Below are 25,234 nucleotides of genomic sequence, written 5' to 3' on the forward strand. Positions count from 1 at the left end.
GGCAGCTGTACGGACGGCGAGGAGATATTTAGGGGTAATGATGCGGAGTGTCGGCCTTTTATGGGGTAGGGGAATGAAGAGGAGAGATTCAACAGAATAAACCTCAAGTAGCAAAGAGAGGAGATGAAATATTTAGTTTTATCAGATTGGCACACTATCAATTTTCAGACGGCCCTTTGTTATAATCTTCTCTTTACCTGAACATAAAACAGGCTGTCTTATGGAAGTCATCCAATACCCCAATTCTCCGTTTAAACTCCACCAGTCCTTCCCACCCGCCGGTGACCAGCCCACCGCCATTGCCGGCCTGCTCGAAGGGCTTTCAGACGGCCTGGCCTATCAAACCCTGCTCGGTGTAACTGGTTCGGGCAAAACCTATACCATGGCGAACGTCATCGCCCAAAGCGGCCGACCCGCTATCATTATGGCGCACAACAAAACCCTTGCTGCCCAACTCTACGCCGAAATGCGTGAATTTTTCCCCGAAAACGCAGTGGAATATTTCGTCTCCTACTACGACTATTATCAGCCCGAAGCCTATGTGCCCAGCCGCGATTTGTTCATCGAAAAAGACAGCGCGATCAACGAACACATCGAACAAATGCGCCTTTCCGCCACCAAGAACCTGATGACGCGCGACGACGTGATTATCGTCGCCACCGTGTCTGCCATTTACGGTATCGGCGACCCGACCGAGTATCAACAAATGGTGTTGTCCGTCAAAGAAGGCGACACCATCGAGCAGCGCGACATCATCGCCACGCTTGTTTCCATGCAGTACGAACGCGGCGATTTGGACTTCAAACGCGGCAGCTTCCGCGTGCGCGGCGATGTGATTGACGTGTACCCTGCCGAAAGCTCCGAAAACGCCTTACGCATCAGCCTGTTCGACGACGAAATCGACCGCCTCGATATGTTCGACCCGCTTTCAGGCAGCCTTATCCAACGCGTTGGCCGCTACACCGTCTTCCCGTCCAGCCACTACGTTACCCCACGCGACACTGTCTTGCGCGCCTGCGAGTCCATCAAAGAAGAATTGCGCGAACGCATCGAATTTTTCGCCCGCGAACAACGCCCCGTCGAACAACAACGCATCGAACAGCGCACCCGCTTCGACCTCGAAATGCTCTACGAAATGGGCTTCTGCAAAGGTATCGAAAACTACTCCCGCCACTTCTCCGGCAAAAAAGAAGGCGAACCGCCGCCCACGCTGATGGACTACCTGCCCGACAACGCCATCATGTTCATCGACGAAAGCCACGTTACCGTCACCCAAATCGGCGGCATGTACAAAGGCGACGCATCGCGCAAGCAAAACCTCGTCGACTACGGCTTCCGCCTGCCTTCCGCCCGCGACAACCGCCCGCTCAAATTCCACGAATTTGAAAAAGTCATGCCGCAAACCATCTTCGTTTCCGCCACCCCCGCCAAATACGAAGAAGAACACGCTGGACAAGTGGTCGAACAAGTCGTCCGCCCCACAGGGCTGGTCGATCCCCAAATCATCATCCGTCCCGTTGCTACCCAAGTTGATGACTTAATGAGCGAAATCAACGACCGCATCCAAAAAGGCGAACGCGTGCTCGTTACCACCCTCACCAAACGCATGGCGGAACAACTCACCGACTATTACAGCGAACTCGGCATCAAAGTGCGCTACCTGCACAGCGACATCGACACCGTCGAGCGCGTTGAAATCATTAGAGATTTACGGCTCGGTCTGTTTGACGTACTCGTCGGCATCAACCTCTTGCGCGAAGGCTTGGACATCCCCGAAGTCTCCCTCGTCGCTATCCTCGACGCCGACAAAGAAGGCTTCCTGCGCTCGCACCGCAGCCTGATTCAAACCATAGGCCGCGCCGCGCGTAACGTGAATGGCGTCGCCATCCTGTACGCCGACAAAATTACCGACTCCATGAAAGCCGCTATCGACGAAACCGAACGCCGCCGCGAAAAACAGATTAAATTCAACGAAGAACACGGCATCGTGCCGCAGCAGATTAAAAAACAGGTCAAAGACATCATCGACGGCGTGTACCACGAAGAAGACGGCGGCAAAGGCCGTCTGAAAGGCAAAAACAAAGTTAAAGTCGGCGAAATCCACAACGAAGAAGACGCGATTAAAGAAATCGCCAAACTGGAAAAAGCCATGCAGCAGGCGGCTAGGGATTTACAGTTTGAAGAAGCGGCTGTGTTGCGGGATAGGATTCGGGGGATTAAAGAGAATTTGTTGTTTGGGGCGGAGTGAGAAATTTTAGTTAAACTAAAAAAGGAAACACAAGATGAGCAACAGAGTAATCAAAACTCATACAGAGATAGCAAGTGAATATTATAAAAAATGTACAGAACACATATTTAACATGCTTTCAAATGTTGTCTATCCAATCTATGGCGCAGATAATCAAGGAAATCCTATCCATATTGGAAGTTGTTTTATTATAGAGCGTAATTTTAAGAAATTTCTGATTACAGCTTCACACGTTATAAATGAAAAAGAACAATCAAAAACAAATTTATATATTGGGATTAGAGGAAAGTATGATGGATTAATTAATATCATTGGTGATACCATTTTTCTTAATTCTAAAAATAGTAAAACAGATAAAATTGATATAGCAGTGATAAAGCTAGAAGAAACAAGATATAACTTAATAAACTGGAAGAATCTTGTTGCACTATCGTTTGATTATTTAGAATATAACAGCAATAGTGTTACTAAAAAATTAGGAGTAGCAATAGGTTACCCAAACTCCAAGAATAAAATTTCTCGTCATAACTTGAAAATGGAATGCTTATTCCACTCTTCCTTAATAATTAATAAAGAGGACATATTTATTTCTATTGGGGCAAATTCCAAAGATCATATTTTTATTGAATATGATAAAAAAGTAAAAGATCATGATAACAACATTCATAAATCTTCTACTCCTATTGGAATGAGCGGTGGGCCATTGGTCACATTTAACGTAGAAGCTAATGATTATTTGCAAGATATAATCCCTGATATCAAAATATCAGGAGTCCTAATTGAATACCATAAACTTAAAAAAGTTTTATTAGCCACTAAAATTAAATATGTTTTAGAAGCTATACAGAAACTAGAAAAGCAAGCGTAGGGTGTGTGCGGTACGCACGCGTTTTTTGCTGTTCACACCATTGTTTCAAACATTCAGACGACCACAAACGTCGTCTGAAAACCTTTTGCAATAAGGCCGTCTGAAATCCAGTTTTCAGACGGCCTTATTTTTTCTTAATTCAAAGTGTTAGTAGTCAAACTCGGCAATTACCGGTGCATGGTCGCTGGGGCGTTCTTGGGCACGGGTTTCTAGGTCGACGGTGACATCGGTAAGTGTGGCGGCAAGTTCGGGGCTGGTGAGGATGTGGTCGATGCGCAGGCCGAGTTTGCGTTGGAACATGGCGCCGCGGTAGTCGAACCATGTGTAGAACGCGCCTTCGGAGTGGATTTTGCGCAGGCTGTCGGTCAGGCCGAGGTCGAGCAGGTTTTTAAACCATTGTCTTTCGATGGAGGAACAATGGATTTTTTCGTGCCATTTTTCGGGGTCGTAGCAGTCGGCATCGGCCGGGGCGATGTTGAAGTCGCCGAGCAGGACGAGTTTGGGGTGGGCGGCCATTTCGGTGCGGACGAACTCGGTCAATGCGGCAAACCATTGTTCTTTGTATTGGAATTTGGGGCTGTCCAGGGCTTCGCCGTTGACGCAATAGACGTTGATGACGCGCACGCCGTTGATGGTGGCGGCGATGACGCGACGTTGCGGGTCATCGGGGAGGGCGGGAAGGCCACAATGTACGTTTTGCGGTTCGTGGCGGCTGATGATGGCGACGCCGTTGTAGGTTTTTTGGCCGCTCCAGACGCAGTGCCAGCCCATCATTTGCAGGGCGGCGGCCGGGAATTTGTCTTGGTCGAGTTTGAGTTCTTGTAAGGCGAGTATGTCGGCTTGGTGGTCGACCAGCCAGTTTTGTACTTGGGGCAGGCGGACGTTGAGGGAATTGACGTTCCAAGTGGCGATTTTCATGATGTTTCCGTGTGTGCTGTTGGGTGGGAAGGCGGCGGATTGCACCTGTGGGCATGGGCGGTATTGTATAGCGGATTGGTTTATTTTTCGATATGGGTTGAAAGTGGCAGGCTGTCTGAAAGCTAATGTTTTCAGACAGCCTTGATGTTGTGATGTGGAATAATTTGTTTATTCGGCTGGGTCTTTGAGTGTGCGCAAGGTATTGAGGATGGTGGCGGCTTCTTCGGAGATGAGGCGGTATTCGATAATGCGGTGGTAACGCGTGAAATCAATGATGCCTTCGGTGCGCAGGCGTGCGAGGTGGTTGGCGATGCCGGTCGGGGAGGAATCGAGCGCCTGTGCCAGTTCGGTAATGCTGCGGTCGCCGTCCAGCAGCAGGAAAAGGATGGCCATGCGTTCGGGGTTGACAATCAGTTTGAGAATGGTAGACAGACGTTTAATTTCCATGTTTTTGTTCCTTTTATTATATGAACGCTTGATGTTGGTTAAATTGGGATGATTGTAGTTCTTATTGCGATTATTCTTATAATTCAAAATCTTAAGTTGGAAGTGTACACGGTTTTGTAAATTTTGAGGGTATTGTGTTGCAATTTTTTTGTTAATTTTTGATATTTTGTTTCGGTTGCGAAACTGGATTGAAAAAAGACGAAAAGGCCGTCTGAAATATTCCGTTGCAGATGATTTTGCTGACGGATGTTTCAGACGGCCTTTGATTTGGCTTTAAGTTGTTTTTTCTTTTGTGATTATTTGGTTTGGATGGATTAATTGGTTTTAAACGAATAATGGGTTTTTATGCCAAAGGCTACGCGTCAAGGGTTTGTCAGACGTTTGGGCGTGTTGTCGAAATGCGACTACTTTTTCTTCCAGCCTGCGGTCATGGCGAAGGTGATGGGATCATAGTATTTCGGCAGCTTGGACGGAATGCCCACATCGTTACGGTACACGACGCGGTAGCGGTCGGCGAACCAGTTTGGAACGATGGTGTATTGGTGGCGGATCAGTCGGTCGAGCGCGCGCGAGGTGGTTTGCAGCTCTTGGCGGTTGGTAAAGCTGTTGAAATGGGTCAGCAGTTTTTCAACCGCGGGATGACAGACGCCGGACAGGTTGCGGCTGCCTTCGGTTTTGGCGGCGGCGCAGCTGAAGTAGTCGTATTGCTCGTTGCCGGGGCTTTCGCTGTTGCCGTAATAGCCGGTGGTTACGTCAAAATCGAAGTCGTTCATGCGTTTTTGGTACACGGCGGAATCGGCGGTGCGCACGTTCATGGTAATGCCGATTTTGGCGAGGTCGCGCTGCCATTTGGCGGTAATGCGTTCGTAGTTCTTGCTGGGGGCGAGGAATTCAAAGGTCAGCGGTTTGCCTTGTTTGTCGACTGCTTTGCCGTTTTTGTATTGGTAGCCGCCTTTTTCAAGCAGGGCGCGTGCTTTGAGCAGGTTCGGGCGCACGCCCAGTTTGGGGTCGGTAACCGGCGGCATGGGGACGTCTTGATCCAATACGCCCTCGGGCAGCTTGGTACCCAATGATTTGAGCAATGCGGTTTCTGCACGGTCGGGCTTGCCAGTTGCGGCCATGGTGCTGTTGGTGAAGAAGCTGTCGGTGCGGCGGTATGCGCCGTAGAAGATGCGGCTGTTGACGCTTTCGTAGTCGAAGCTTTCAATCAAGGCGCGGCGGACGTAAATATTGTCCAAGGGCTTGTGGCGCATATTGATGACGAAGCCTTGCATACCGGCGGTGCTGTTTTGCAGCCATTCGTGTTTGGACAGATTGCGTTTTTTGAGGACTTCGTCGGAGTAGGCGCGCGCCCAGTTGCGGGCGACGTTTTCTTGTACGAAGTCATATTGGCCGCCTTTTAACCCTTCGATGCGGACAACTTCGTCTTTGACGTATTTGATGCGGATGTGGTCGTAGTTGTAGCGGCCTTTGCGCACGGGCAGGTTTTGAGCCCAGTAGTTTTTGTCGCGGACAAACTCGCTGATACGGCCGTTTTCGGCTTTGGCAAAACGGTAGGGGCCGGAGCCGATGGGCAGGCTGTTGGGCGCGGCGGCCAGGCCTTTGGGATAGCTTTTATGCGAGAAGACGGGCAGGCTGCCGAGAATCATGTGCAATTCTGAGTTGCGCTGCTTGAAGCGGAACACGACGGTGCGGTCGTTGGGCGTTTCTACTTTGGCCACGTCGCTCCAGTAGAAGTGGTACATGGGGGCGGCGGCTTTGTCTTTGGTCAGGATGTTAAATGAAGCGGCAACGTCTTTGGCCAAAACGGGGTCGCCGTTGTGGAATTTGGCTTTGGGGTTGATTTTGAAGGTAACGGAAAGGCCGTCCGGAGCCAGGGCGATGTCTTCGGCAATCAGCCCGTAAACGGCGTAAGGTTCGTCCATGCTTTGCTCGGTCAGGGTGTCGAGCGTCAGCATGCTGATGCCGTATTCGTGGTTGCCTTTGAGGGTAAAGGGGTTGAGCGTGTCAAAAGCACCGAGGAAAGGCGTGGTAAATGTGCCGCCTTTGGGGGCGTTGGGGTTGACGTATTCGAAAGCGGTGAAGTTGGCCGGATATTTGGGCGGTTGGCCGAGGCCTACGCCGTGGGCGGCAAAGGCGGCAGATGGAATCAAACCGAGCAGAGAGAGTAGGGCTGGTGTTTTCATCTATTTTTCCTTGTAGGTTGAATATTGTATTCAGTAGTGTGCTGATTATAGCAAAGGCCGTCTGAAACTTGATATTTTTGCTTTCAGACGGCGTCAGGTTTAAGAGGATTGCTTTTTCGTATGGGCGCCGAACTCGGCAAGCGTCATGTTCAAGGTTTCCAAGCAGGGCTGCATGATGTGGTCAACCGTTTGATTGACCTTGTCTTTGTTGAGCGTTTGCGGACGGTAGACAAAGAGTTTGAACAGCTCCGCCAAGTCGATGGACTCCGCCCCTGTTTTCAAGACCCAGCCTTGGCGGCCGGAATAGACATAACCGTGTCGCGCCAGTTTTTCCAAAAGCTCGCCCAATTCGTCAAAGCCCATATTGATATGCCGTCTGAACTCCTGCACCGGCAACGCCTTGCCGTTTTGTTGGGCAGAATCGAGCAGCAGCAGGATTTTCAATACATCGTCAAATCGGCCGCGCGCATCCAGACTGCGGCGGAACGCTTCGCCGCGCCAGTAAGACAGGGACGAGGTCAAGACCGCACCGCCCAATACCAGCGTCCACAACAGGTTGAGCCACAACAGGAAAAACGGTACCGCGGCAAATGCGCCGTAAATCGATTTGTAGCCGTCAAAGTTGCCCATGTACCAAGCGAACAAAAAGCGTGCCGTTTCCAAGCAAAACGCCGTTACGGCCGCGCCGACCAAAGCATGGCTGGCCGGTACGAAACGGTTGGGCACAAAGCGGTACAAGCCCCACAGCAGCGCCGTAATAAATGAAACCGTAGTGATAACCCTCAGCCATTCCGAGCCGCCCACTACTTGCACCTGACCGATTACAACCGACAAGCCTACACCCAAAGACAAAGGCCCAAACGTCAGCAACGCCCAATACACCAAAAACTGCATCATCCAAGGCCGTTGCGAATTGACGCGCCAAATCCGGTTGAACGCATTGTCTATCGTCCGAATCAGCATCAGCGAGGTTACGACCAACATCACACTGCCGATCGCCGTCAGCTTGGTGGCCTTATCGCGGAACGCATTGATGTAGTCGAACACCATATCCGCGCCCTGCGGCACAATGGTGCGGTTGATAAAAGAGACAAATTCCCCCGACCATTGGTCGAAAACGGGGAAGGCCGAAGCGATGACGACCATCACCGTCAACACGGGTACCAAAGCCAAAAGCGTCGTAAACGTCATGTTTGCCGCTACCTGCGGCACACACTCGTCATCAAAACGGCGCACGACAAACCAAGCGAACGCTACGCCTTTACTCTTTAAAAAACCTTGCCACCATTGCGAAAACGGCATAACCTTTTCCCACTTTTAAATTGAAATTTCTTCTTTTCAGACGGCCCGAGTATTTAAAAGGCCGTCTGAAACCTGACAGCATTGTAACGGAAACCCCAAATGAACCCAAATCCTCTGAAAATCCTCGTCCTCTTTTATTCCCAAAATGGCAGCACGCGCAACCTTGCCTGCCAAATCGCACGCGGTATCGAAAGCGTGGACGGTTGCGAAGCCGTGTTGCGTACTGTTCCCAAAGTTTCCACCGTTTGCGAAGCCGTTGAAAAAGCCATTCCAGACGAAGGCGCGCCATACGCGACTGCCGACGACCTCAAAAATTGCGCCGGCCTTGCGCTCGGCAGCCCAACACGTTTCGGCAATATGGCCGCCGCAATGAAATACTTTATCGACGGCACCATTCCCCTTTGGCTCGGTGCAGAACTCGTCGGCAAACCTGCCACCGTATTCACCAGCACATCTTCTCTGCACGGCGGCCAAGAAAGCACCTTGCTGACCATGATGCTGCCCCTGTTGCACCACGGCATGGTCATCAGCGGCATTCCATATACCGAGTCCGCGCTCAGCAATACCCAAAGCGGCGGCACACCTTACGGAGCAAGCCATGTTTCCAGCCACGACAGCAAGCCGGCATTGACTGCTGAAGAAAACGATATTGCCTTTGCTCAAGGTAAACGTTTGGCAGAATTGGCACGAAAATTGGCAGACTGATTACCTTGTAATAAAAAGATTAAGGCCGTCTGAAAACCTGATGATGCGGGTTTTCAGACGGCCTTTTTAGTTAATTAGAACTAGATTAAAAATAAATATTTTAAATTAAACGAACTACTTAGAAAATAGTGATTAGAACATAGTTTCATCGGACTACATCTTTTTGATAGAATCTGCCACCAAATTGAAACATCAGCTAATTGGAGAGGCTATGTCACTACCTGTATTTCCCTATGGCAAATTAAGCTTTGCCGTCAGTCTGGCGCTGTGTTCGGCGTATTCTTTTGCGACCGAAGTAGAAAATACCCAGCCGCAAGAGCGTGTCGATTTACCGACAGTTACCGTCCAAGGTGTCGGAAAACAGACTACTTCCAACTACACCATTCCCGCTTCCTCCGCCGCGACAGGCATCCGCCTGACCCAGCGCGAAACGCCGCAGTCCTTGTCTGTCGTCACTGAAAAACAAATGGACGACCAAGGTTTGGATACCTTGCAGGACGTATTGAAACAAACACCGGGCGTGTTCCACAGCAAAATGGGCAACAACGTATCCGGCCACAGCCAATTTATTTCGCGCAGTCAGGCGATTGACAGCATTTCCGTTGATGGCGCGCCCAAATTCCTTTACGACGGTAAGCCATCCGCCGCGGTACCAACAATCTGGACAGCACGTTGTACGAACAAGTCGTCGTCGTGCGCAGCGCAAGCGGTTTGTCCAACGGCGGTATGGGCGAGCCGGGCGGTACGGTTGCTTTGGAACGCAAAAAACCGACTGCCAAGCCAGCCATCAGCGTAGAAGCCGGTGTCGGTTCGTGGAACCACTACCGTTTCGTCCTTGATGCCAATCAGCCTTTGAATGCAGACAATACCTTGCGCGGCCGCGCTATTTTGGTCAGCGACCATGGCGGCGATTACCTGCCGAACACTTCGCGCCACAATCACACTTTCTACGGTACGTTGTCTTACGATATCACGCCGCAAACCCAATGGCGCCTCGGTACGGAAATACACCGTTTCCGCAACAACGGCAGCTCGCGTTTCAGCTATCTGACCGCAGCAGGTTCGCGCCGTACTGGATTCATACCGTTTGAGTCTTCGCCGCGCAGCAATTCTTCCGCACGCTGGGCATACGGCAAAGACACCAGTGCCGAAGTATTCACTTCCCTCAGCCATGAGTTTGACAACGGCTGGAAACTGACAGGCGATTACAGCCATGTTTCGGGTAAAAACGACATCGTTTCAGGCATTGCCGGTACTTTTGTCATTAATTCCGATTACTCCGCGCTCTTTACATCCGACCGTGACCGCAGCAAATACCGCGATCAGAATTTTACGCTGGCCTTGGACGGCGATTATCCGGCGTTGGGCCGCTCGCACGAGTTCAATGTCGGTATCAGCTATCAGGACAACAAAGAAAACCTTTCTTTCTACGAAGAAGGCGAATCGACGATTCCTGATTTGCGTAAATTTGACGGCAACATCGCCAAACCATATATGCCGTATCTGCGCGATGGTTTTTCACGCATGAAAAACCTGTCGGTTTACGGCTCGACCCGTTTCAAACTGACCGACAAACTCGCCTTTATCGGCGGCAGCCGTTTTGTGGATTGGCGTTACCGTTACAGCACTGACCGCAACAAATTCGCACACAGCAGCCACAAACAAAACGTTTTCATTCCTTATTTGGGCGTAACCTACGACATCGGCGACAATCTGACTGCCTATGCGTCTTACACCACCATTTTCCGTCCGCAAGTGCGTTACCTGACCAAAGACGGCGCGGCGCTCAAACCGCAGCGCGGCAAAACTTACGAGACCGGTTTGAAAGCGTCATGGTTTGAAGGCCGTCTGAATGCTTCCGCTTCCGTCTTTATGAACAAACGCGACCATTTGGGCGTTGTCGCAGGCAAATTCGCGAATGGCGAGGAATACTACCGTGCAGCCGACAACACCACAACAAAAGGCGTGGAACTCTCTGTCGGCGGCCGCCTGAGTGATAAATGGCTGCTGAATGCGTCTTATGCACGTTCCAAAATCAAAGACAGCGAAGGGGTTCAACTGCATCCATCTTATCCGGTTCATTTGTTCAAACTCTTTACCGCGTATGACGTAACCGACCGTTTGAACCTGGGTGCCAACGTCAACTGGCAAAGCCGCAGCCATACGCTGGATGAATACCCTGCAGACATCAATCCTGCTGCTGCCGCCGCATTGACCCAACGTCCGTACGCCACGCTGGATTTGACCGGTCATTACAAAATCGGCAAATCCACCCGCATCAGTTTGGACTTTGAAAACGTCTTTAACAAACGCTATCGCACCATGCCGGATATTCACGTTTACGGCACGCCGCGTAGTGTGACTGCAACGGTTAAACATACGTTTTAATTGAATAGCAGAAGTAGGACAGGCCGTCTGAAAACCTGAATCATCGGGTTTTCAGACGGCCTGAATTTTTTTCTCATATTGTTTTGATGTCAAACCTGACTAAAACTTGCTCGGTATCTTGAGCAAAGAAATCAAAATGACAGGCACAAAAAAGACCGGAACATATCCGGTCTTTTTAATGATTTCGCACTTACGCTTGGTAACCTTTCGCTTCGGCAAGCAGGGCCAGCAATTCTTCAGTCGTATCCCAACCGATGCAGGCATCCGTAATACTTTGACCGTAAACTTCAGGCTTGTCTTGGCGGCCTTCAACCAAGTGGCTTTCCACCATCACGCCCATGATGTTTTCTTCACCGGCTTTCAGCTGCGCCGCAACATCGCGCGCTACATCCATTTGTTTGCGGAAGTCTTTACGGCTGTTGGCATGGCTGCAGTCCACCATCAGTTTGCTGCTCACGCCGGCTTTTTGAAGCTGCGCAACCGCGTCTTTAACGTGTTCCGCGCTGTAATTAGGCTCTTTACCGCCACGCAAAATCGCATGGCAGTCAGGATTGCCGCTGGTGTGGACAATCGCGGAATGACCGGCTTTGGTTACAGACAGGAAGTGGTGCGGATGATTGGCGGCACCGATGGCGTCGATGGCGATTTTCAGATTGCCGTCCGTACCGTTTTTAAAACCGACAGGGCAGGAGAGGCCGCTGGCCAATTCGCGGTGTACCTGGCTTTCAGTCGTACGCGCACCAATCGCTCCCCAAGAAATCAGGTCGGCGTAGTATTGCGGCGTAATCATGTCCAAGAATTCAGTTGAAGCAGGCATGCCCATTTCGTTCAAAGTCAGCAACAACTGACGCGCTTGGCGCAGGCCGTAGTTGATGTCAAACGTACCGTCCAGGTGCGGATCGTTAATCAGACCTTTCCAGCCAACAGTTGTACGCGGTTTCTCAAAATACACGCGCATTACAATCAGCAGCTCTTTCTCATATTTTTTGCGCAAGGGCAGCAATTTTTGCGCATATTCAACCGCCGCCTTAGTATCGTGAATCGAGCATGGGCCGATAATGACCAGTAAACGGTTGTCGCGGCCGTGAACCAAATCCGAAATCTCATGACGTGTTTTATAAACCAAATTGGCAACCTGAGGCGTAACAGGCAGCTCATACAAATGCGCGATTGGAGGGAGTAACTCTTTGACTTCCTTAATTTTAATGTCGTCGGTAGGGTGGTGTTGGGACATGATGAACTCTCTTGTTTATTTTTGATACAGGTTACAGGTTTTAGCAGAATTAAACAAGGCTTAGTTTTTTGTTTTAGCAATTTTATTCTAAAATTTCTTTATTTTAATTATTTTATAGAATTTAAAATTAGTTTATTTATAAAAATTAATATTTAATGCTATTTAAAAATTTCATTTATATAATAAAGGGCTTTGAGTTTTTATCAAAATACAGGCCGTCTGAAAATTTCAGACGGCCTGAAGTTTTACATAGACCCATAAATTGAAAAGCGTGAAGGCTATCGGTATTGTTCCAGCAAGGGCGAAGAGAAAGGAGTCCAATACACGCCTTTAAGGCCGCTTTCAACCAATTTGTCATTCAGCCAAGTGTTACAAGTATTGAATAAATGATAGCGTCCTTTGGCTTCATAAAAAGCATCGTTAGATTGATGATGGATTCCTTTTAGCAAGATGGGGTGTCCATTTTCTTGTTGAAAACCGGCCAAGAGCGATTTTGTTAAATTCCTGTATTGCTCAGGCGTGACCAAAAATTTGACGACGTGGCTATTTTCTCGTGGTTCAAAAGGATAATAAGTAACATGAATCAGCGTACGGTTCAGCCCGCTTAATGCACCTAAAGCATTGGAGAAAGTCAAATCTTTCCACTCAGGTGTGTATAAATAAAAATTGCGTTCCCCCCAGCCTAAACCGATATGCGTTATCTGAGGATCAGCAGTGAGCGTATCTTTGGGATTGACGACATCCGACCAATCAAAAATATCATTCTTCAGCGGCATGACTACATCAGTATGCACGCCGTTACTGACTAAATATAAAGTAATTTCCCCTTTGGGCTGCTCTTCATTAAGCGGCAATGAAGCCATCATCCAAGCAGATAAAAAATACAATAGGGCAAAAATAGGGATTATCAGCGCTATTTTGCCAATTTTCTTAAGGATGTGAAGGAAGGAGCGCATTCGTTTTTTTAAAGGCAATTAAGTTTGAAGGTGTGTATTTTCCATTAAATTTGTACTTTTTTCATTAGAAATGAGTGGGTAGTAGGTATCTTGCGACTAATGATAAAAATGGTTGTTTAACTTGAATAAAAAAGATAGTGTATTTCACAGTCAATAAACTTTACATTTCTTAAAGTTGAAACAATACGCACCCTGATTTGTTCAGGGTGTTTTGTTTGATATTAAATGGTTTTGCGTTTTATTTTTTTATTTATTTTTCAGTAAATTAAAAATCGCCGGCGAAAGCCCGGTTTAATTTTTCATTTATATCTTTCCGACTCAAAGTCTTTCCCTGTCTTTATCAGGTTGTAGGCGATGACGGCAAGTTTGCGCATCAAGGCGACTATGATTTGTTTCGGCCTTTTGCCGTTAGCTTGCAGGCGGCTTACAAACGAAGCAAAGGTTCGGCTGCGGTAGGCGTGCATGGCTGGCATATACAGGGCGGTTCGTAGTCGGCTGCTGCCGACTTTTGATATACGCTCTCGGCCTTTGACGCTCGTGCCTGATTTGAATTGCTTGGGGTCTAGTCCGAGATAGGCGGTAAATTGCCGCTGGTTTTCAAATCGGTCTTGTTCGGCCAATACGGTTAACAGTGTGTCGGCTGCGTTGTCGCCTACGCCTGTGATGGTCTTAAGGCGGTTTCTGTTTGCTTTGTAATCGGGGTGGTCTTGGTGGAATTTGCCGATTTTTTCCTGAACGGCCTTAATCTGCTTTTGCAGGTGTCTGATGGTGTCTTCGATGAGTGGGGCGAGGTAGTCGGGCGCGGTGTGTAGTTTGGTTTGCTCTGCGGCCTTTTTGGCTTTCAGCCGTTGGCGGTATTGGTTGAGTTCTTTAAGTTGGGTTTGTGCTTCGCTTGGCTTTTGCCACGCTCGCGGCTTCATATCACGGCAGTATTGGGCAATTATCCTGGCGTCTAATCTGTCCGTTTTTGACCTTTGCAGCTTGGCGTTGCCGTAGCCTTTTATTTTTCGTGGGTTCTCCACGCTCATGACGTAGCTTTCGGCCAAGTAGTCGGCGGCGGCTTCGTAGTATTTGCCTGTTGCTTCGCAGCAGCAATGTAGGGCGTTGGTTGCGCCGTTTTTATCCAGCCATGATTTGAGTTGCTCAAATCCTGCTCTGTTGTTTTTAAACTGCCGTTCAAAAAAAATGCCGTCTGAAATCAGACAGCAATCTAACGTGTTCTTTGAAACGTCTATCCCTAGGTTCATGATTTTTTGCCTTATGAATACGGGCTATTATTGCCCTAGATAGTGTACAAACTTGGGTAGGGAATCGCCCGCGCTTCAGTCTTTTTTACGGCCTTTTCGGCCTTGCCGTACTTAGGAAGTCGCGGGCGGCGGTTTGGGTCATGAGGCCAAACCCTGTATTGTTCTGCTTTTAAAACAATAGGGGGTTGGGTCTGAATGTGTTGGACGCTGTCCAAACCTGCTCTCCGAGGGCGTTCGCCACGTGGCAGGGGGTGGGGTAAAAAAACCACCCCACCCCTTTGCCCTAGCGTTTTTGGGTTCTTGAGAGTAAAGGGGTATCCAAAAAGTTTTATAAAGGCAAAAAACGCGCCTTTACAAAACTTTCTGGACGTCCTCCCCTTGACTTGTGGTTAGGTGGGTGGGGGTTTAAGGATTTTGGGTTATTAGAAATATCCCAAGCGTTACAATTAATAAAAGGGCAATTTTAAAAGGCCATCGCATGCCAATTAAACCTTTCCAGCCTTTACGTTCATAGGCCGTCGCTACAACAATACCCAGAAAGAATGATAATAAACAATTCATATCCCTACTTTTGCCCCTTTATTACTTAACGATTTTTCGTTGTACCCATCATACATCAGATTTTGCGGACTCTCTCCGCCCATTGTCAGCACTTGGCCGCCGCTCTCTTTCGGCTCTGCCGCTGCCGTCGGTGTCGGTGTGGCCGCCGCTTCTTTATACGGATTGTATATGCCGTTCTCTACGAACTCAAGACATTGGTTTTTGCTGAAGCCTTTAATCGCTGTTCCTTGGTCTGTGTAGCAGGTGCAGCGGTCGGCGTTTTTGACGCAAGCGACTGGATAGGGCATGGTTTTTACTGCTTTGTTGTATTGGTCGTATATCGGCGCGGTGTGGGGTTGGCCGTCTATGGCAGGCTTGTAATCGTCTTCGGTCAGGTGTGGCCGCTGCTGCTGCGGCTCGGGCGTTGGCTGCGCTTCGGGGTATTGCCCCGTCCCGTGCGTCCCGTTTTGGGCTTGCGCCCCCACCGTGCCGCCCGTTTCGGGGCTTGCCGCTGGCGCGGCAACTTCCTGCTGCGCCGTGGGTGTCGGTGTTTTTTTGAAGTCTCCCCAAAAGTCATAAAAGCCCCAAAGGCCGCCGATTATCATCAAAAGTATGACAGGAATCAGGTAAAAGACTTTGCTGCGGCCTGTTTTGATTTTGGTGTGTTCTTCGGCTGATTTGTATAGGCCGTAGACGCTTTTATCGAGCTTGTACACGCTTTTGAGTGCGTCTCTTACGTCTGCCCTGCTTTCGGGATTTTTCGCGCCGCCCGTACTCCATTCTAATTTGCGCCTTACGCCTAGTTCGGTCTTGCTTACGTGGGTGTGATGCTCAATCAGGCTTCTTAGGTTGGCATCAATTAATCGGGGGTGTTGGGTTATAAAGAAGAAGTCTAGGCCGCGATGGCGATGGGTTTCAAGCTCTGAAACGTAGTCGGGTACTTTCGATCCGCTGGGGCGCGGCCTAAAGATGCGCTGGCATTCGTCAACCACGATGATTGCGCCTGTAGGTGCCCACTTCGGCCACGTTTGGATACTTTCGCCCTCGGGGATTTGTTCATGTGGGATTTTTAAATCTGGAATACCGTCTATAAACAACGGGCGGTTTTTAAGGTCGGGACGTTTTGCGAGCATGGAGACGACATTCAGGGTTTTACCGGAACCTGGTACGCCTGTGAACAGATATAACATGGCTTTTTCTCTCTATTTTTTGGATATGCCTGCGGCCAGTTTGGTCAGGCTTTTTGTTGAAATGACAAAGGCAAATGCGCCGATTATCCAGTTAAGCACCACGCCCAAGCCTGCGATATAGGCAATCTGCAAGGCTTCTTTTGGAATGTTGTTCAGGTTTTCGGCAATTGCCGCAACTATACGGCTCTGTACTTCGTTCAGACCGACGTAGGTTACAAACGACAGGCCAAACGCTGCGATTAGTCTGCCTGCTACGGTCATCAGTACGGCGGTTATGATGTTCCCAATATTCATTTTAGTCTTTCAGTGATGAGTAAACGAAAAAGGAGCAGGATACGATTGTGATAAGTATCAAAATCGGCCTTATTTTTCGGGCAAAATCGCATAGGGGGTCATATGAAAATTCATGTTGGCCGAACATGCCGAAATCTACGGTTCTCGGCTCTGGGCATACGCCGTCAACTGAAAATATATCGGCTTGTTTAAAGTCTAAATCTACGGTTTTGGTGGGTATGTCGGGGTCTTCATAGGCTGTATTTTCCTGCGGTGGTTGGTCTTCTTTTGGCTTGTTTGGCACGGTCTGATTATCGGGTGTGACAGGTGTGCTTGGGTTGTTTGGGCTAGTCGGAGTCGTGGGGGTGGTCGGACTTGTCGGACTTGTCGGCGTGGTTGGGGTACTGGGGTTGTTGGGTATCAACGAGCTTCGCGTTGGAGCTTGTGGGCTGTTCGGTACGAGGTCGGGACGTGGAATAACGCTTGTTGTTACGCTGCCGTCTTTATTTATTGTGATTTGGGTCTGCTGCGGTGTGTTTGAGCCTGACGGAGTATAAGGTGCGGTAGTAGCCGTTGCCGGTGTGAACTCGGTCGATGTTGTCGAATCGGGTACGACGTTGCCCATTTTGGCGAGCTGGTTCATCAGTTCGGCATGGTTGGTTTGTTGGTTCTCAAGCATACGCTTGAGAATGTCTAACATTTCCTGTTGGGTTAGTTGGAAGTCTTTGGTGTTTACTTCGGGTCTTGTTTCTTCATCAGGAATTTTTGAATCAAAATCGTAAACTGAAATGCTTACCATATCGTAATAATCTTTTTGACCAGTAAACTTAAATTTATAATTTAAAAAAATGTCTTTGCCTTTTAGTTTGTATTTAAACTCTTTTAATCCTTTATCATTTAAAATATTACCTTCGTCATATCTTCCAATTGGTGAATCTGAATAGCCTGAAACCCATTGGGTATGTTTACAACATCCCTCAACCCAACTACCATTTTTGTCCATTCTTAAAGCGGTCTCATTAAAACGAACAAAGTACCTATATTTTGTTTTACCGTTTTCATTTTTTGTAGGCGGAAGTTGTGCGGCTTCTTGTGCGGCTTTGGCTTTGGCGGCTGCTTCTGCTGCTTTTTTTGCTGCGGCGTGGGCTACTGCTTTTTGATAGTTGCCTGCTTTTTCTGCTTGGGCTTGGGCGGCTTGTTGTTGGGCAGCGATTTGGCCTAATTGTTGGCCGCTTGAGTTGTTTCTAATACCTGTTTTATCTAAAAAATTATTAATTCCGCTACCAAGTCCAGTTATATCCAACGATGCTAGACCTGATAACAACGCGCCAACTGAATTTCTTGCTGCGTCGCCCCAGTCTCCTGCTTTAATATCTCTATATGCCCAAGCTGCATAGTCAGAGCCAATAGCTCCGCCTGCTGCTGATAATCCTGCAAGCGTGCCTCCAATCGCCATCTCAACCCTACCCGTATTCACGCGCTGTGTTACTTGCGTGTTAACCGTTGCCTTGTTACCGTAGCCGTCCGTCACGGTTACGCGCTGCCCCTGCGTTCCCGTGATTTGTCCGCCGCCGCTGCTTACTGTCGGTTTGCCTGTTGGGTTTGTTTGTACTTTCCAAACGCCTGTCTCTCTGTTGTATCCCATTTGCTCGAGTTTTTGGGCTGATGGAAAGCCTACGTTTTGGTGGTGTACAGGTGGGGGTAGTTGCGCGTCTGCGTTTACTTGAGCATGAGGAACGACAACGCCCAGCAGCAGAATAGGTAGGGGGCGGCGGAAATTAAAAATAAAATTTCGGGGAGCATTATTCTTCATCTCTTTCTTTCAGTATTTTTAGGGTTGAAATTACTGCGCGGATAATCCAAACGACTACAAACGCGCCTAACATGGATATTCCTATTTCTCTGCCCGCGTTTGTGTATTCGTTTGGGTCGCATTGGGGAAATGTGGGTTTTACGGGGTATTCATGCCCCTGCTGTTTGTATGTCCAAGTCCTGCCGTTAAAAACGGGGTGATGTAGCACCCCGTCTTTGTCTATGGTCGGTACGACTTGGGTCATCACGCTGTTGACTGCTTCGGCTTCTGTGCCGTAGCAGATTCTTCCGACTTGATAACCCATGTCGTTTCCTTAGGCTTTGGATACTGCGCGTTTAATTACGCCGATGGTTACGATTGCAACGGCGATGCCGAGAATCACGCCGCCAAGGGCTACAATGCCCGTTTTCAGGCCGCCGATTTCGGTTTGTGCGGCTTCCAACGGTGTGCCTTCAGCCCAAACGGGAGCAGACATTGCGGCTACTGCTACGGTTGCAGCGGCGTTACGCGCTGCGGTTTTCAGTTTCATGATATTCATGATTTTTTCCTTTATGGAGTTAAAAAATGGTTGTGGCGGTGTTTCGGGGTCAATTCAGGGAACACCGCCGAACCCCTGAAACTGGTTTATGCTTCGTCCGAATAGTAGATGTTGTCTTTAAATGCACGAGGAAACACTTGCATGGAGACGATTTGCTGCGGTTTGTACTGCTCGTACTTTTCGGGATGTTTGGTGCGAACTTCGCAAAGGCGGGTTTCTGTGTCTGAACGGATAATCAAACCGACATAGTGGGTCTTGCTGAATGTGCCGTCTTGGTTTTTGCGTTCTCGTGCGAACATGCGATCAAATGCGGCAATGACGAAAATACCTTGTTTGCGTTCGGTTTCTTGAGACATGATGTTTCCTTTCTGCCAACTTAGGGCATATTGATGATGGTTTCTCGGTTATAAAACGCCCATTTCGGGCTTAAAAGGGCTGATAGAACGACGTTGTAATTGTCCTCTGTAATCTTTTTGGGCTTTCTTTCGTAAAAAAGCTCGGCATGCGCCTGCAAAAGGGGTTCAATGCAAATAACCCACTTTTTCAGCTTCTCGCGCCACTGGCGCGAACCTGCAGATACAAACGAAAAATTGCTGTTCGCAATCTTCCACAACTGTTTTTTGTCTATGGTGGTACGAATCAGACGATAGCCTTTGTCTTCAGGCAGACGGCTATCAATGTGTTTGGCGATATATTTGCCGACGTAGCGGGCAAGTCCTTTGCTGTTGGTTTTGACGGGAAGCAGTTCGGATCGTCCAAACCCGTACTTTTCCATGTTTTCACGGAGGACTTGCCAAAGCTGGCGTAGATTTTTATTTGCGCTTGTGTAGTTACGAGCCTGAATTTGTTGGAAATTCAAACCACGGCGGATGTCTTCGCGGGTGTTGACGATAAGATGGAAGTGAATACGACCGCTTTTCATGCGCTCGTATACACAGACATAATGTTCGAAATGTTTTTTAAGAAAGTTTGTGCGCAGGCTGTGAAAGCGGCGGCTTGCCTCTTTGACGTCTTGTACGTCGTCGGCAAATGTAAGGGTAAGGAATCCAACCTTTTCAATTCCGAAAACTTCGATGAACTGGCGTACATTCATCTCAAGGGCGGCGGCGGATTTCTTGTGTGAGGTGGAAAATTCGTTGAATTCAGGTTTTACTGTGTTCGGCAGGTATTTTTCTATGTTTGCGGGTTTTTGCTTTTCCTTGATTACATTGGTATTTTTTACGCCAATGCAGTTGTTACTATTTAGACAAGGAACAGCGCTTTCCGCGCTGCGAGAAGCGGAACGGTTCATGATTGCACCTCCGCCATCAGTGCGGATACGCTTAATTGACCGTATAAATCGGCTTCGCCGTAAGTGATTTGGGGATTGTTGGGATTGCGGATAGGAAAAGCTTTGGTTTCCAAGCAATCGATGGTTCCGCAGGTCTCGGAAAACAGGCGGAAGATGTAGGCAACGGGATTTTTTTCGGGTTGCGGTGTAATTGTGTAGTAGGCAAATGTTGACATTTCAGACCCCTTGAAAAGTCGGTTAATCGTAACTTGTCAAGGGGTTTGGTTTGTAATTTACACTCCCTTAACGGAGTGCAATATATAAGGCCGTCTGAAATATTCAGACGGCCTTTTTACAATCAAAACGGGATACCAAATCTCATCTCAATCTATGTTGCGAACGATTGATTATTTTGCAGAGCTGCTGACTTGTTTCATCCAGGCAAACAGTTCGTCTAAGTCATAATCGCCGCTGTGGCCGACATCCCAAGGCAGGGCGTAGTCGACGGTTTGGCCGTTGTTTTGCAGTTTGGCGGCTAAGACGGCGGAGACTGCCAGTGAGGTGTCGCGGTCGTTGGTGCCGACGCGGATGCGCCAGTTTTGCGGCAGATTTACGCCCGGTTTGCCGATGTAGTTGAGCGGGTTCATGATTTTGATGGTTTCTTCATCTGCGATTTCGGCGTTGGCGGCGGTGTTGTGTTGCATGGAGAACGCGGTAAAGTGGCGTTTGTCGACGGTATTGGTGCCGAAGAGTTGGTTTTCGCCTGTGCTTAAATCTACGCCGTCAAAGGCCGGCGGTGTTTTTTGGCGGCCGGCGGTTTTTGCGTAGGCATCGAAATCGACGGAGACGATTTTGCCTTTGCGGACGGTCAGCCAAGTGCGGTCGCTCAGGTCTTTGCCTGCATCAAGCTGGGCTTGTGCGGATTTGGCAATTAAACCGGCAATATGGTTTTTAAAGCTGCCGTTGCCTTGGGCGTCCAGTGTCAGGGGTTTGCCTTCGGGGGATTTCAGGTTCAGGCTGTTGAGGTATGCGGGGTATAAGGGTTTGAGGAGGTCGGACAGTTTTTTCTCGTCATCGGTCAGTGTACCTGCGACCAGCTCGCGTTTGACGCGGTAGTCGAGCATGGAAATGTTCATTTTTTTATAGTCGTTGATACCGTTGAACTGCCATTCGTAAGCCATGTCGGCATGGTCTAAATCGGTAATCGGGCAGTAGGCGGACACGGCGAAAACTTTGTCGCTGCCGTCTGCTGCACCTAAGGCTTTGAGGTGGTTTTCGTAATCTTTTTGGTCGGCTGTTGCGCCTAAGAGGGCGGACATCGCGCCGCCTGCGCTTGTGCCGTTGGAAATGATTTTTTCGGCATCGCCGGGCATGACTTTGTCGTTGGCTTTCAGATAGCGGACGGCGGCTTTCAAATCGACAATGGCGGCAGGTGCTTTGCCGGTAGGTTCCGTTCTGCCGCGTGCGCCCGGGGAGGCGACGACGTAGCCTTTGGAAAGGGCGGTCAGCGCGGCGTTCGGCGATTTTTGACCGTCTTCAGGTTCGCCGCGTTTGCCTTCTAAAGCAGGTTTGCACGGTTTGGCAGGCATATAGCCGCCGATTTGGTTGGGCAGGAAAATCGGTGCGGTTTCGGCGTTGAAACCGTCTATCTCACCTCCGTTGTAATAGGCTTCGGGGACGTAAATATTGATGATTTCGTAACGGGTATCGACAGGATTGCGGACGTAAACCACGCCTTCGTAAGCGCGGAATTTGACGGCTTGACCGTTCACTTCGATGCTTTGTTCGGTGTATTTTTGTTTGGAGAAGTCTAGGTCGTAGGTGTCTGCTGTTTTGACGGAAGCGCAGGCGCTCAATCCCAGTGTGACAGAAACGGATAAGAGGGTTTTGTTTAGGGCGTTCATTATCATACTTTCTGAAAAGGTGTGAGCGGATATGATAACGAATACCAAGGCCGTCTGAAACGCCAAGTCGGGTTTCAGACGGCCTAATTTTTTTGTAATGTTATGTAGTGTTGTACGTTACGTTGTAAAGTAATATTGGCTTGGATTTTATCTATTTGATAAATATGAATTTAATAAGAAATTATGCCTTAAAAAATCTATTTATCCGGTATCTGTAAAAGTGTAAATCTGTCTTGTAAATTAGTAAGCAGGTGTGGCGGTATTTATGCTTGATTCGCGGATTCAACGTACTTGTCAGAACGTTTTGCTCAATTCGACAAACATTTTGGTTTTGCCGTATTCGTAGAACTTGTCGTTGCTCCATGTTTTGTTGTGGGCAATGGTCAGGCGCGGGGTGATACCTTTGAAATGGAGGGCGCGGTGCCATACGCTCAGGGAGGCGGAGGCTTCTTTGTCGCGGCGGTTTTGTTCGTTGCTGAAGAAGCCGGGGGCTTGGTAACGGCGTTGGGCGGCGCTGAGGCGTAGGACGGTGGAGAGGCCTTCGGGCCATTCTTGTCCCCATGTGCCGCGCAGGGCGTAGCGGTTGAAGCTGTCGCCTTTGTCGTCGCGGTTGCGTTCGCGGTAGAGGTCGATACCGGCTACCCAGTATTGGCGCGCGTTGCGGTAGTACACGATGGAATTGCTGAGTAGTTGGCTGTTATTGTTAGAATACTCGCGACGGCTGTTTTTCAGACGGCCTGCTTCAAATGCGCTGAGGGTTTGCAGCTTGGGTTGCCACCAATGGTTGTAGTGGAGGCGTGCGCCGTTGGTGTAGGTGTAGGGGTCATTGCCGTAGAAGCGGCGCTCGTGGAACGGGGTCATGCCGACGTCGTTGCGCTGGTCGGCATAGCCGATGCCTGCCGAGAAACGTGTGGTGAGGTCGTTGTAGTTGGTGTGTTTGGGGTAGATTTTGCCGTAATGGTCTGCGCCAGCCGTGGCATAGAAGCCGTGTGGCAACGACCATTTTTTTTCTGCACCGATTTGGTAGTGGACGGCGGTGGCATCGATGGGTTCGGGGAATGTCCAGCCTCGGAAGCAGTCGTCGTCGGGATAGGCAAGGCGCACGGCGCGGCATTGTTCGTCGCTCAGGTGGTTGCCAAGACGGCGTTGACCGGGAGCTTGGTTGATGTTTTGCTCGCGCGTGATGTTCAAGCCGGCGTTGAATTGCCATGAGTCGCGTTCGCGCAGGGCTTTGCGGTAGGTTTCGATGCGTTCTTGCAAGGCGGGCGGGAGGGATTCGGTTTGCAGTTTGTCAAACTGGTCGGCCGCAGCTTCGTTTTGTTTGTCTTCAAACAAGGCGGTTGCAAGCTGCCAGCGGACGGCGGAGGCATCGGGCTGCTCGGCGATAAAGCGGCGGTAATGGCCGACAGCTTCGGCGGCATGCCCTTCGGATTGGGCAAGCAAACCTTTGGCATAGCGCGCCATGGCGCGGTCGTGTTCGGGCCATTGTTCGTAAATGGGCAAAACGGCTTTGATGCCGGGGATGTTGTGGGCGACGACGGCGGAATACATGGCGCGTGCCAGCAATTCGGTGTTGGCAAGCAGGATGTCGGCATCGACGTTGATGATTTTTTCAGACGGCCTGTTTGTCTGCTCGGCAGGGATGTTGTGCGCTTCGGGTTGTTGGGGTTCGGCAGTGTTGACTTGAAGCTCGGGTTTTACGTCGGGCGGCACATCGGCGGCGTGAAGGGAAAGGGGAAGGATGGCGAGGAGGAACAGACGTTTTCTCATGGCAATGTTTGGGATGTTATCGGTATAAGTGGGCAGATTGTACAATGTTTTGAGTCGGAAATTTTGCAAACCGAGTGCCATTTTATCTGATAAAGACGACAAAAGGCCGTCTGAAACCTGATGGGATTTCAGACGGCCTTTGTTTGCGAGTCGGATTTAGTTTTTGTCCAAGTCCAAATCGGCTTTGTATTCGATGCGGCCTTGGCCTTTGTCTTCGATGGAAACGTCCAGCTCTTGTTTGCCGCGTTTGAATTTCAGATCGGCATCGTCGTGTTTGATTTCAGACTCAACCACATGGAAACCTTTGCTGCGCGCGTGGGCGATCACTTTTTTGGCCAAGGAAGGAATGGAATTGCGTTGGCCGGAAAGTTCGGCTTCGTATTCAAATTCGCCGTCGCCTTGATGATCGGCTTTGATGGTGTGCGCGCCATCCGGACGGTAAATTTCGGAAGGCAGCGGGGAGGCGAATGCCGTGGCGGAGAAAAGAGCCAAAATGCCGGTGGCCAGTAACGATTTTGCTTTGGTCATCGGTTTTCCTTTCTGAAAAGGGTTTTGAGAACGACATCATCTTATCGGCATGCCTGAGGGGGCGGCAAGCGGATAAACCTGATTTTACGCGCGGCTACATGATTTGTTTGGAGGACGTTGATTCTTTGCTTTGGGCTGGTGTTTGCTTGCAGAAAAATGCTGCTGGAAAGACTTAGCCGAGGTGGAACAATTCGCTACCGTGCGCCTTCAGCCATTGTTTGGCTTGGTCGACATGCGGGGTAAGCGAGTGGGTCAGAGCCCAAAATGCAGGACTGTGGTCGGGATGGCGCAGGTGGGCGAGTTCGTGCAGGCAGACGTAGTCGGCGACATATTCGGGCGCACCGATGAGCCGCCAGTTGAGGCGGATACCGGTAGTATGGCGGCAAACGCCCCAGAAGGTTTTGGCGTTGGAAAGGGAAATGGCGCTCGGGGTCAGGCGTGTGGTTCGGATATGGCCTTCGAGGCGCGGCAGCAGATACTCACGCGCACGCTCGTGCAGGAAGCGGCGCAAATGGGTAAGTTGGGCGGCGTTTTCTTTTTCGGGTAACAGGATTTCAGACGGCCTGATTTGGATGTGGCTTGCTGCATGGACGGACAAGGCCGTCTGAACGCCTTGATACCAAATCCATTCGGGAAGCGTGTCGGTAGGTGTTTGTCGAGCCGGTGTTTTGTTTAGGGTACGGCGCAGGATGGCTTCGTTGTCGTTCAGCCATTGGGTAAAGGTACGCTGGGTAACAAACGGAGGGATATTGATGCTGACGGTATCGGGGGAAACGGGGCGCAAGATGAGGTTTTTCTTGGCACTGCGTTTGAGCTGAATATGAATGGTGAGGCCGTCTGAAAGGGTGTGGGTATGGAGGTGGGGCATGATGTTGAGAAAAATATTGGACGGCATGGAAAGGGTGGGTA

The 25,234-nt window shown here is 49.6% G+C and carries 22 protein-coding genes and 1 pseudogene; 4 read left to right on the forward strand and 19 right to left on the reverse strand.

The window, feature by feature from the left end; all coding sequences use genetic code 11:
- Positions 1-220: 220 nt before the first annotated feature.
- Entirely contained in the window at positions 221-2,248 is a 2,028-nt protein-coding gene (gene uvrB, locus O3661_RS07990; RefSeq protein WP_371492981.1) for an excinuclease ABC subunit UvrB, read from the forward strand.
- 34 nt (positions 2,249-2,282) lie between these two features.
- Entirely contained in the window at positions 2,283-3,116 is an 834-nt protein-coding gene (locus O3661_RS07995) for a trypsin-like peptidase domain-containing protein (RefSeq protein WP_371492982.1), read from the forward strand.
- A gap of 147 nt (positions 3,117-3,263) precedes the next feature.
- Here O3661_RS07995 and xth read toward each other — a convergent pair whose 3' ends face one another.
- From xth to O3661_RS08015, 4 genes are all read right to left on the reverse strand, one after another.
- Positions 3,264-4,034 (reverse strand): exodeoxyribonuclease III, encoded by a 771-nt coding sequence (gene xth / locus O3661_RS08000; protein ID WP_371492983.1) that lies wholly within the window; start codon positions 4,032-4,034, stop codon positions 3,264-3,266.
- Between the two features lie 168 nt (positions 4,035-4,202).
- Positions 4,203-4,481, reverse strand: coding sequence for an ArsR/SmtB family transcription factor (locus O3661_RS08005; protein WP_371492985.1), 279 nt, complete (start codon positions 4,479-4,481; stop codon positions 4,203-4,205).
- Positions 4,482-4,885: 404 nt separating this feature from the next.
- The gene (locus tag O3661_RS08010) at positions 4,886-6,667 is read right to left on the reverse strand and encodes an extracellular solute-binding protein (RefSeq protein ID WP_036493920.1); all 1,782 of its coding nucleotides are present in this window, start codon (positions 6,665-6,667) and stop codon (positions 4,886-4,888) included.
- A 99-nt stretch (positions 6,668-6,766) separates the two neighbouring features.
- On the reverse strand, positions 6,767-7,969 hold the full coding sequence (locus O3661_RS08015) for a YihY family inner membrane protein (protein WP_371492986.1): 1,203 nt from the start codon (positions 7,967-7,969) through the stop codon (positions 6,767-6,769).
- A gap of 99 nt (positions 7,970-8,068) precedes the next feature.
- Here O3661_RS08015 and wrbA point away from each other — a divergent pair, with 99 nt between their 5' ends.
- Both wrbA and O3661_RS08025 read left to right on the forward strand, forming a co-directional pair.
- The gene (gene wrbA, locus O3661_RS08020; RefSeq protein ID WP_371492988.1) at positions 8,069-8,674 is read left to right on the forward strand and encodes an NAD(P)H:quinone oxidoreductase; all 606 of its coding nucleotides are present in this window, start codon (positions 8,069-8,071) and stop codon (positions 8,672-8,674) included.
- Between the two features lie 211 nt (positions 8,675-8,885).
- Positions 8,886-11,062, forward strand: a pseudogene (locus O3661_RS08025) (TonB-dependent siderophore receptor).
- Between the two features lie 190 nt (positions 11,063-11,252).
- Here the strand turns inward: O3661_RS08025 and aroG are convergent.
- From aroG to O3661_RS08100, 15 genes are all read right to left on the reverse strand, one after another.
- Positions 11,253-12,296 carry a 3-deoxy-7-phosphoheptulonate synthase AroG gene (gene aroG / locus O3661_RS08030; protein ID WP_003683923.1) on the reverse strand — a complete coding sequence of 348 codons (1,044 nt, stop codon included), beginning with the start codon at positions 12,294-12,296 and terminating at the stop codon, positions 11,253-11,255.
- Positions 12,297-12,574: 278 nt separating this feature from the next.
- Positions 12,575-13,252 (reverse strand): TIGR02117 family protein, encoded by a 678-nt coding sequence (locus tag O3661_RS08035; RefSeq protein WP_371492989.1) that lies wholly within the window; start codon positions 13,250-13,252, stop codon positions 12,575-12,577.
- A gap of 299 nt (positions 13,253-13,551) precedes the next feature.
- The gene (locus O3661_RS08040) at positions 13,552-14,499 is read right to left on the reverse strand and encodes an IS110 family transposase (protein ID WP_371492990.1); all 948 of its coding nucleotides are present in this window, start codon (positions 14,497-14,499) and stop codon (positions 13,552-13,554) included.
- A gap of 557 nt (positions 14,500-15,056) precedes the next feature.
- Entirely contained in the window at positions 15,057-16,229 is a 1,173-nt protein-coding gene (locus O3661_RS08045; protein WP_371492992.1) for a zonular occludens toxin family protein, read from the reverse strand.
- 12 nt (positions 16,230-16,241) lie between these two features.
- Positions 16,242-16,523, reverse strand: a complete 282-nt coding sequence (locus O3661_RS08050; RefSeq protein ID WP_003680019.1) for a DUF2523 family protein — start codon at positions 16,521-16,523, stop codon at positions 16,242-16,244.
- A 1-nt stretch (position 16,524) separates the two neighbouring features.
- Complete coding sequence (locus O3661_RS08055; RefSeq protein WP_371492994.1) at positions 16,525-18,315, reverse strand: virulence factor TspB C-terminal domain-related protein; 1,791 nt, start codon at positions 18,313-18,315, stop codon at positions 16,525-16,527.
- Entirely contained in the window at positions 18,305-18,619 is a 315-nt protein-coding gene (locus tag O3661_RS08060; protein WP_371492995.1) for a hypothetical protein, read from the reverse strand. The genes O3661_RS08055 and O3661_RS08060 overlap by 11 nt, the downstream gene beginning before the upstream one ends.
- 9 nt (positions 18,620-18,628) lie before the next feature.
- Positions 18,629-18,853 (reverse strand): hypothetical protein, encoded by a 225-nt coding sequence (locus O3661_RS08065; protein WP_371492996.1) that lies wholly within the window; start codon positions 18,851-18,853, stop codon positions 18,629-18,631.
- Between the two features lie 86 nt (positions 18,854-18,939).
- Positions 18,940-19,209 (reverse strand): hypothetical protein, encoded by a 270-nt coding sequence (locus tag O3661_RS08070; RefSeq protein WP_371492997.1) that lies wholly within the window; start codon positions 19,207-19,209, stop codon positions 18,940-18,942.
- A 20-nt stretch (positions 19,210-19,229) separates the two neighbouring features.
- Entirely contained in the window at positions 19,230-20,144 is a 915-nt protein-coding gene (locus tag O3661_RS08075) for a phasyl DNA replicon protein arp (RefSeq protein WP_371492999.1), read from the reverse strand.
- Positions 20,141-20,359 (reverse strand): hypothetical protein, encoded by a 219-nt coding sequence (locus O3661_RS08080; RefSeq protein WP_070647004.1) that lies wholly within the window; start codon positions 20,357-20,359, stop codon positions 20,141-20,143. The genes O3661_RS08075 and O3661_RS08080 overlap by 4 nt, the downstream gene beginning before the upstream one ends.
- 171 nt (positions 20,360-20,530) lie before the next feature.
- Entirely contained in the window at positions 20,531-22,027 is a 1,497-nt protein-coding gene (locus O3661_RS08085) for a subtype B tannase (RefSeq protein WP_371493000.1), read from the reverse strand.
- Between the two features lie 294 nt (positions 22,028-22,321).
- The gene (locus tag O3661_RS08090) at positions 22,322-23,878 is read right to left on the reverse strand and encodes a surface lipoprotein assembly modifier (RefSeq protein WP_371493001.1); all 1,557 of its coding nucleotides are present in this window, start codon (positions 23,876-23,878) and stop codon (positions 22,322-22,324) included.
- A 75-nt stretch (positions 23,879-23,953) separates the two neighbouring features.
- A complete protein-coding gene (locus tag O3661_RS08095; RefSeq protein WP_004520945.1) occupies positions 23,954-24,325 on the reverse strand; it encodes a hypothetical protein in 372 nt (123 codons plus the stop codon).
- 172 nt (positions 24,326-24,497) lie between these two features.
- Positions 24,498-25,220: a M48 family metallopeptidase gene (locus O3661_RS08100; protein ID WP_371493002.1), complete on the reverse strand. Its 723-nt coding sequence runs from the start codon at positions 25,218-25,220 to the stop codon at positions 24,498-24,500.
- Positions 25,221-25,234 lie beyond the last annotated feature (14 nt).

It is taken from the genome of Neisseria sp. 20925_1_37, from assembly GCF_041433255.1.
Lineage (GTDB): Bacteria > Pseudomonadota > Gammaproteobacteria > Burkholderiales > Neisseriaceae > Neisseria > Neisseria flavescens_D.

Bases quoted from the DNA above. Each gene is read 5' to 3' on its own strand.
- O3661_RS08010 (WP_036493920.1), bottom strand. From the start codon at position 6,667: ATGAAAACACCAGCCCTACTCTCTCTGCTCGGTTTGATTCCATCTGCC.
- O3661_RS08070 (WP_371492997.1), bottom strand. From the start codon at position 19,209: ATGTCTCAAGAAACCGAACGCAAACAAGGTATTTTCGTCATTGCCGCA.
- O3661_RS08100 (WP_371493002.1), bottom strand. From the start codon at position 25,220: ATGCCGTCCAATATTTTTCTCAACATCATGCCCCACCTCCATACCCAC.
- O3661_RS08065 (WP_371492996.1), bottom strand. From the start codon at position 18,853: ATGAATATCATGAAACTGAAAACCGCAGCGCGTAACGCCGCTGCAACC.
- uvrB (WP_371492981.1), top strand. From the start codon at position 221: ATGGAAGTCATCCAATACCCCAATTCTCCGTTTAAACTCCACCAGTCC.
- O3661_RS08085 (WP_371493000.1), bottom strand. From the start codon at position 22,027: ATGAACGCCCTAAACAAAACCCTCTTATCCGTTTCTGTCACACTGGGA.
- O3661_RS08095 (WP_004520945.1), bottom strand. From the start codon at position 24,325: ATGACCAAAGCAAAATCGTTACTGGCCACCGGCATTTTGGCTCTTTTC.
- wrbA (WP_371492988.1), top strand. From the start codon at position 8,069: ATGAACCCAAATCCTCTGAAAATCCTCGTCCTCTTTTATTCCCAAAAT.
- O3661_RS08050 (WP_003680019.1), bottom strand. From the start codon at position 16,523: ATGAATATTGGGAACATCATAACCGCCGTACTGATGACCGTAGCAGGC.
- O3661_RS08005 (WP_371492985.1), bottom strand. From the start codon at position 4,481: ATGGAAATTAAACGTCTGTCTACCATTCTCAAACTGATTGTCAACCCC.
- O3661_RS08090 (WP_371493001.1), bottom strand. From the start codon at position 23,878: ATGGCACTCGGTTTGCAAAATTTCCGACTCAAAACATTGTACAATCTG.
- aroG (WP_003683923.1), bottom strand. From the start codon at position 12,296: ATGTCCCAACACCACCCTACCGACGACATTAAAATTAAGGAAGTCAAA.
- O3661_RS08055 (WP_371492994.1), bottom strand. From the start codon at position 18,315: ATGAAGAATAATGCTCCCCGAAATTTTATTTTTAATTTCCGCCGCCCC.
- O3661_RS08075 (WP_371492999.1), bottom strand. From the start codon at position 20,144: ATGAACCGTTCCGCTTCTCGCAGCGCGGAAAGCGCTGTTCCTTGTCTA.
- O3661_RS07995 (WP_371492982.1), top strand. From the start codon at position 2,283: ATGAGCAACAGAGTAATCAAAACTCATACAGAGATAGCAAGTGAATAT.
- O3661_RS08060 (WP_371492995.1), bottom strand. From the start codon at position 18,619: ATGGGTTATCAAGTCGGAAGAATCTGCTACGGCACAGAAGCCGAAGCA.
- O3661_RS08035 (WP_371492989.1), bottom strand. From the start codon at position 13,252: ATGCGCTCCTTCCTTCACATCCTTAAGAAAATTGGCAAAATAGCGCTG.
- O3661_RS08080 (WP_070647004.1), bottom strand. From the start codon at position 20,359: ATGTCAACATTTGCCTACTACACAATTACACCGCAACCCGAAAAAAAT.
- O3661_RS08015 (WP_371492986.1), bottom strand. From the start codon at position 7,969: ATGCCGTTTTCGCAATGGTGGCAAGGTTTTTTAAAGAGTAAAGGCGTA.
- O3661_RS08045 (WP_371492992.1), bottom strand. From the start codon at position 16,229: ATGTTATATCTGTTCACAGGCGTACCAGGTTCCGGTAAAACCCTGAAT.
- O3661_RS08040 (WP_371492990.1), bottom strand. From the start codon at position 14,499: ATGAACCTAGGGATAGACGTTTCAAAGAACACGTTAGATTGCTGTCTG.
- xth (WP_371492983.1), bottom strand. From the start codon at position 4,034: ATGAAAATCGCCACTTGGAACGTCAATTCCCTCAACGTCCGCCTGCCC.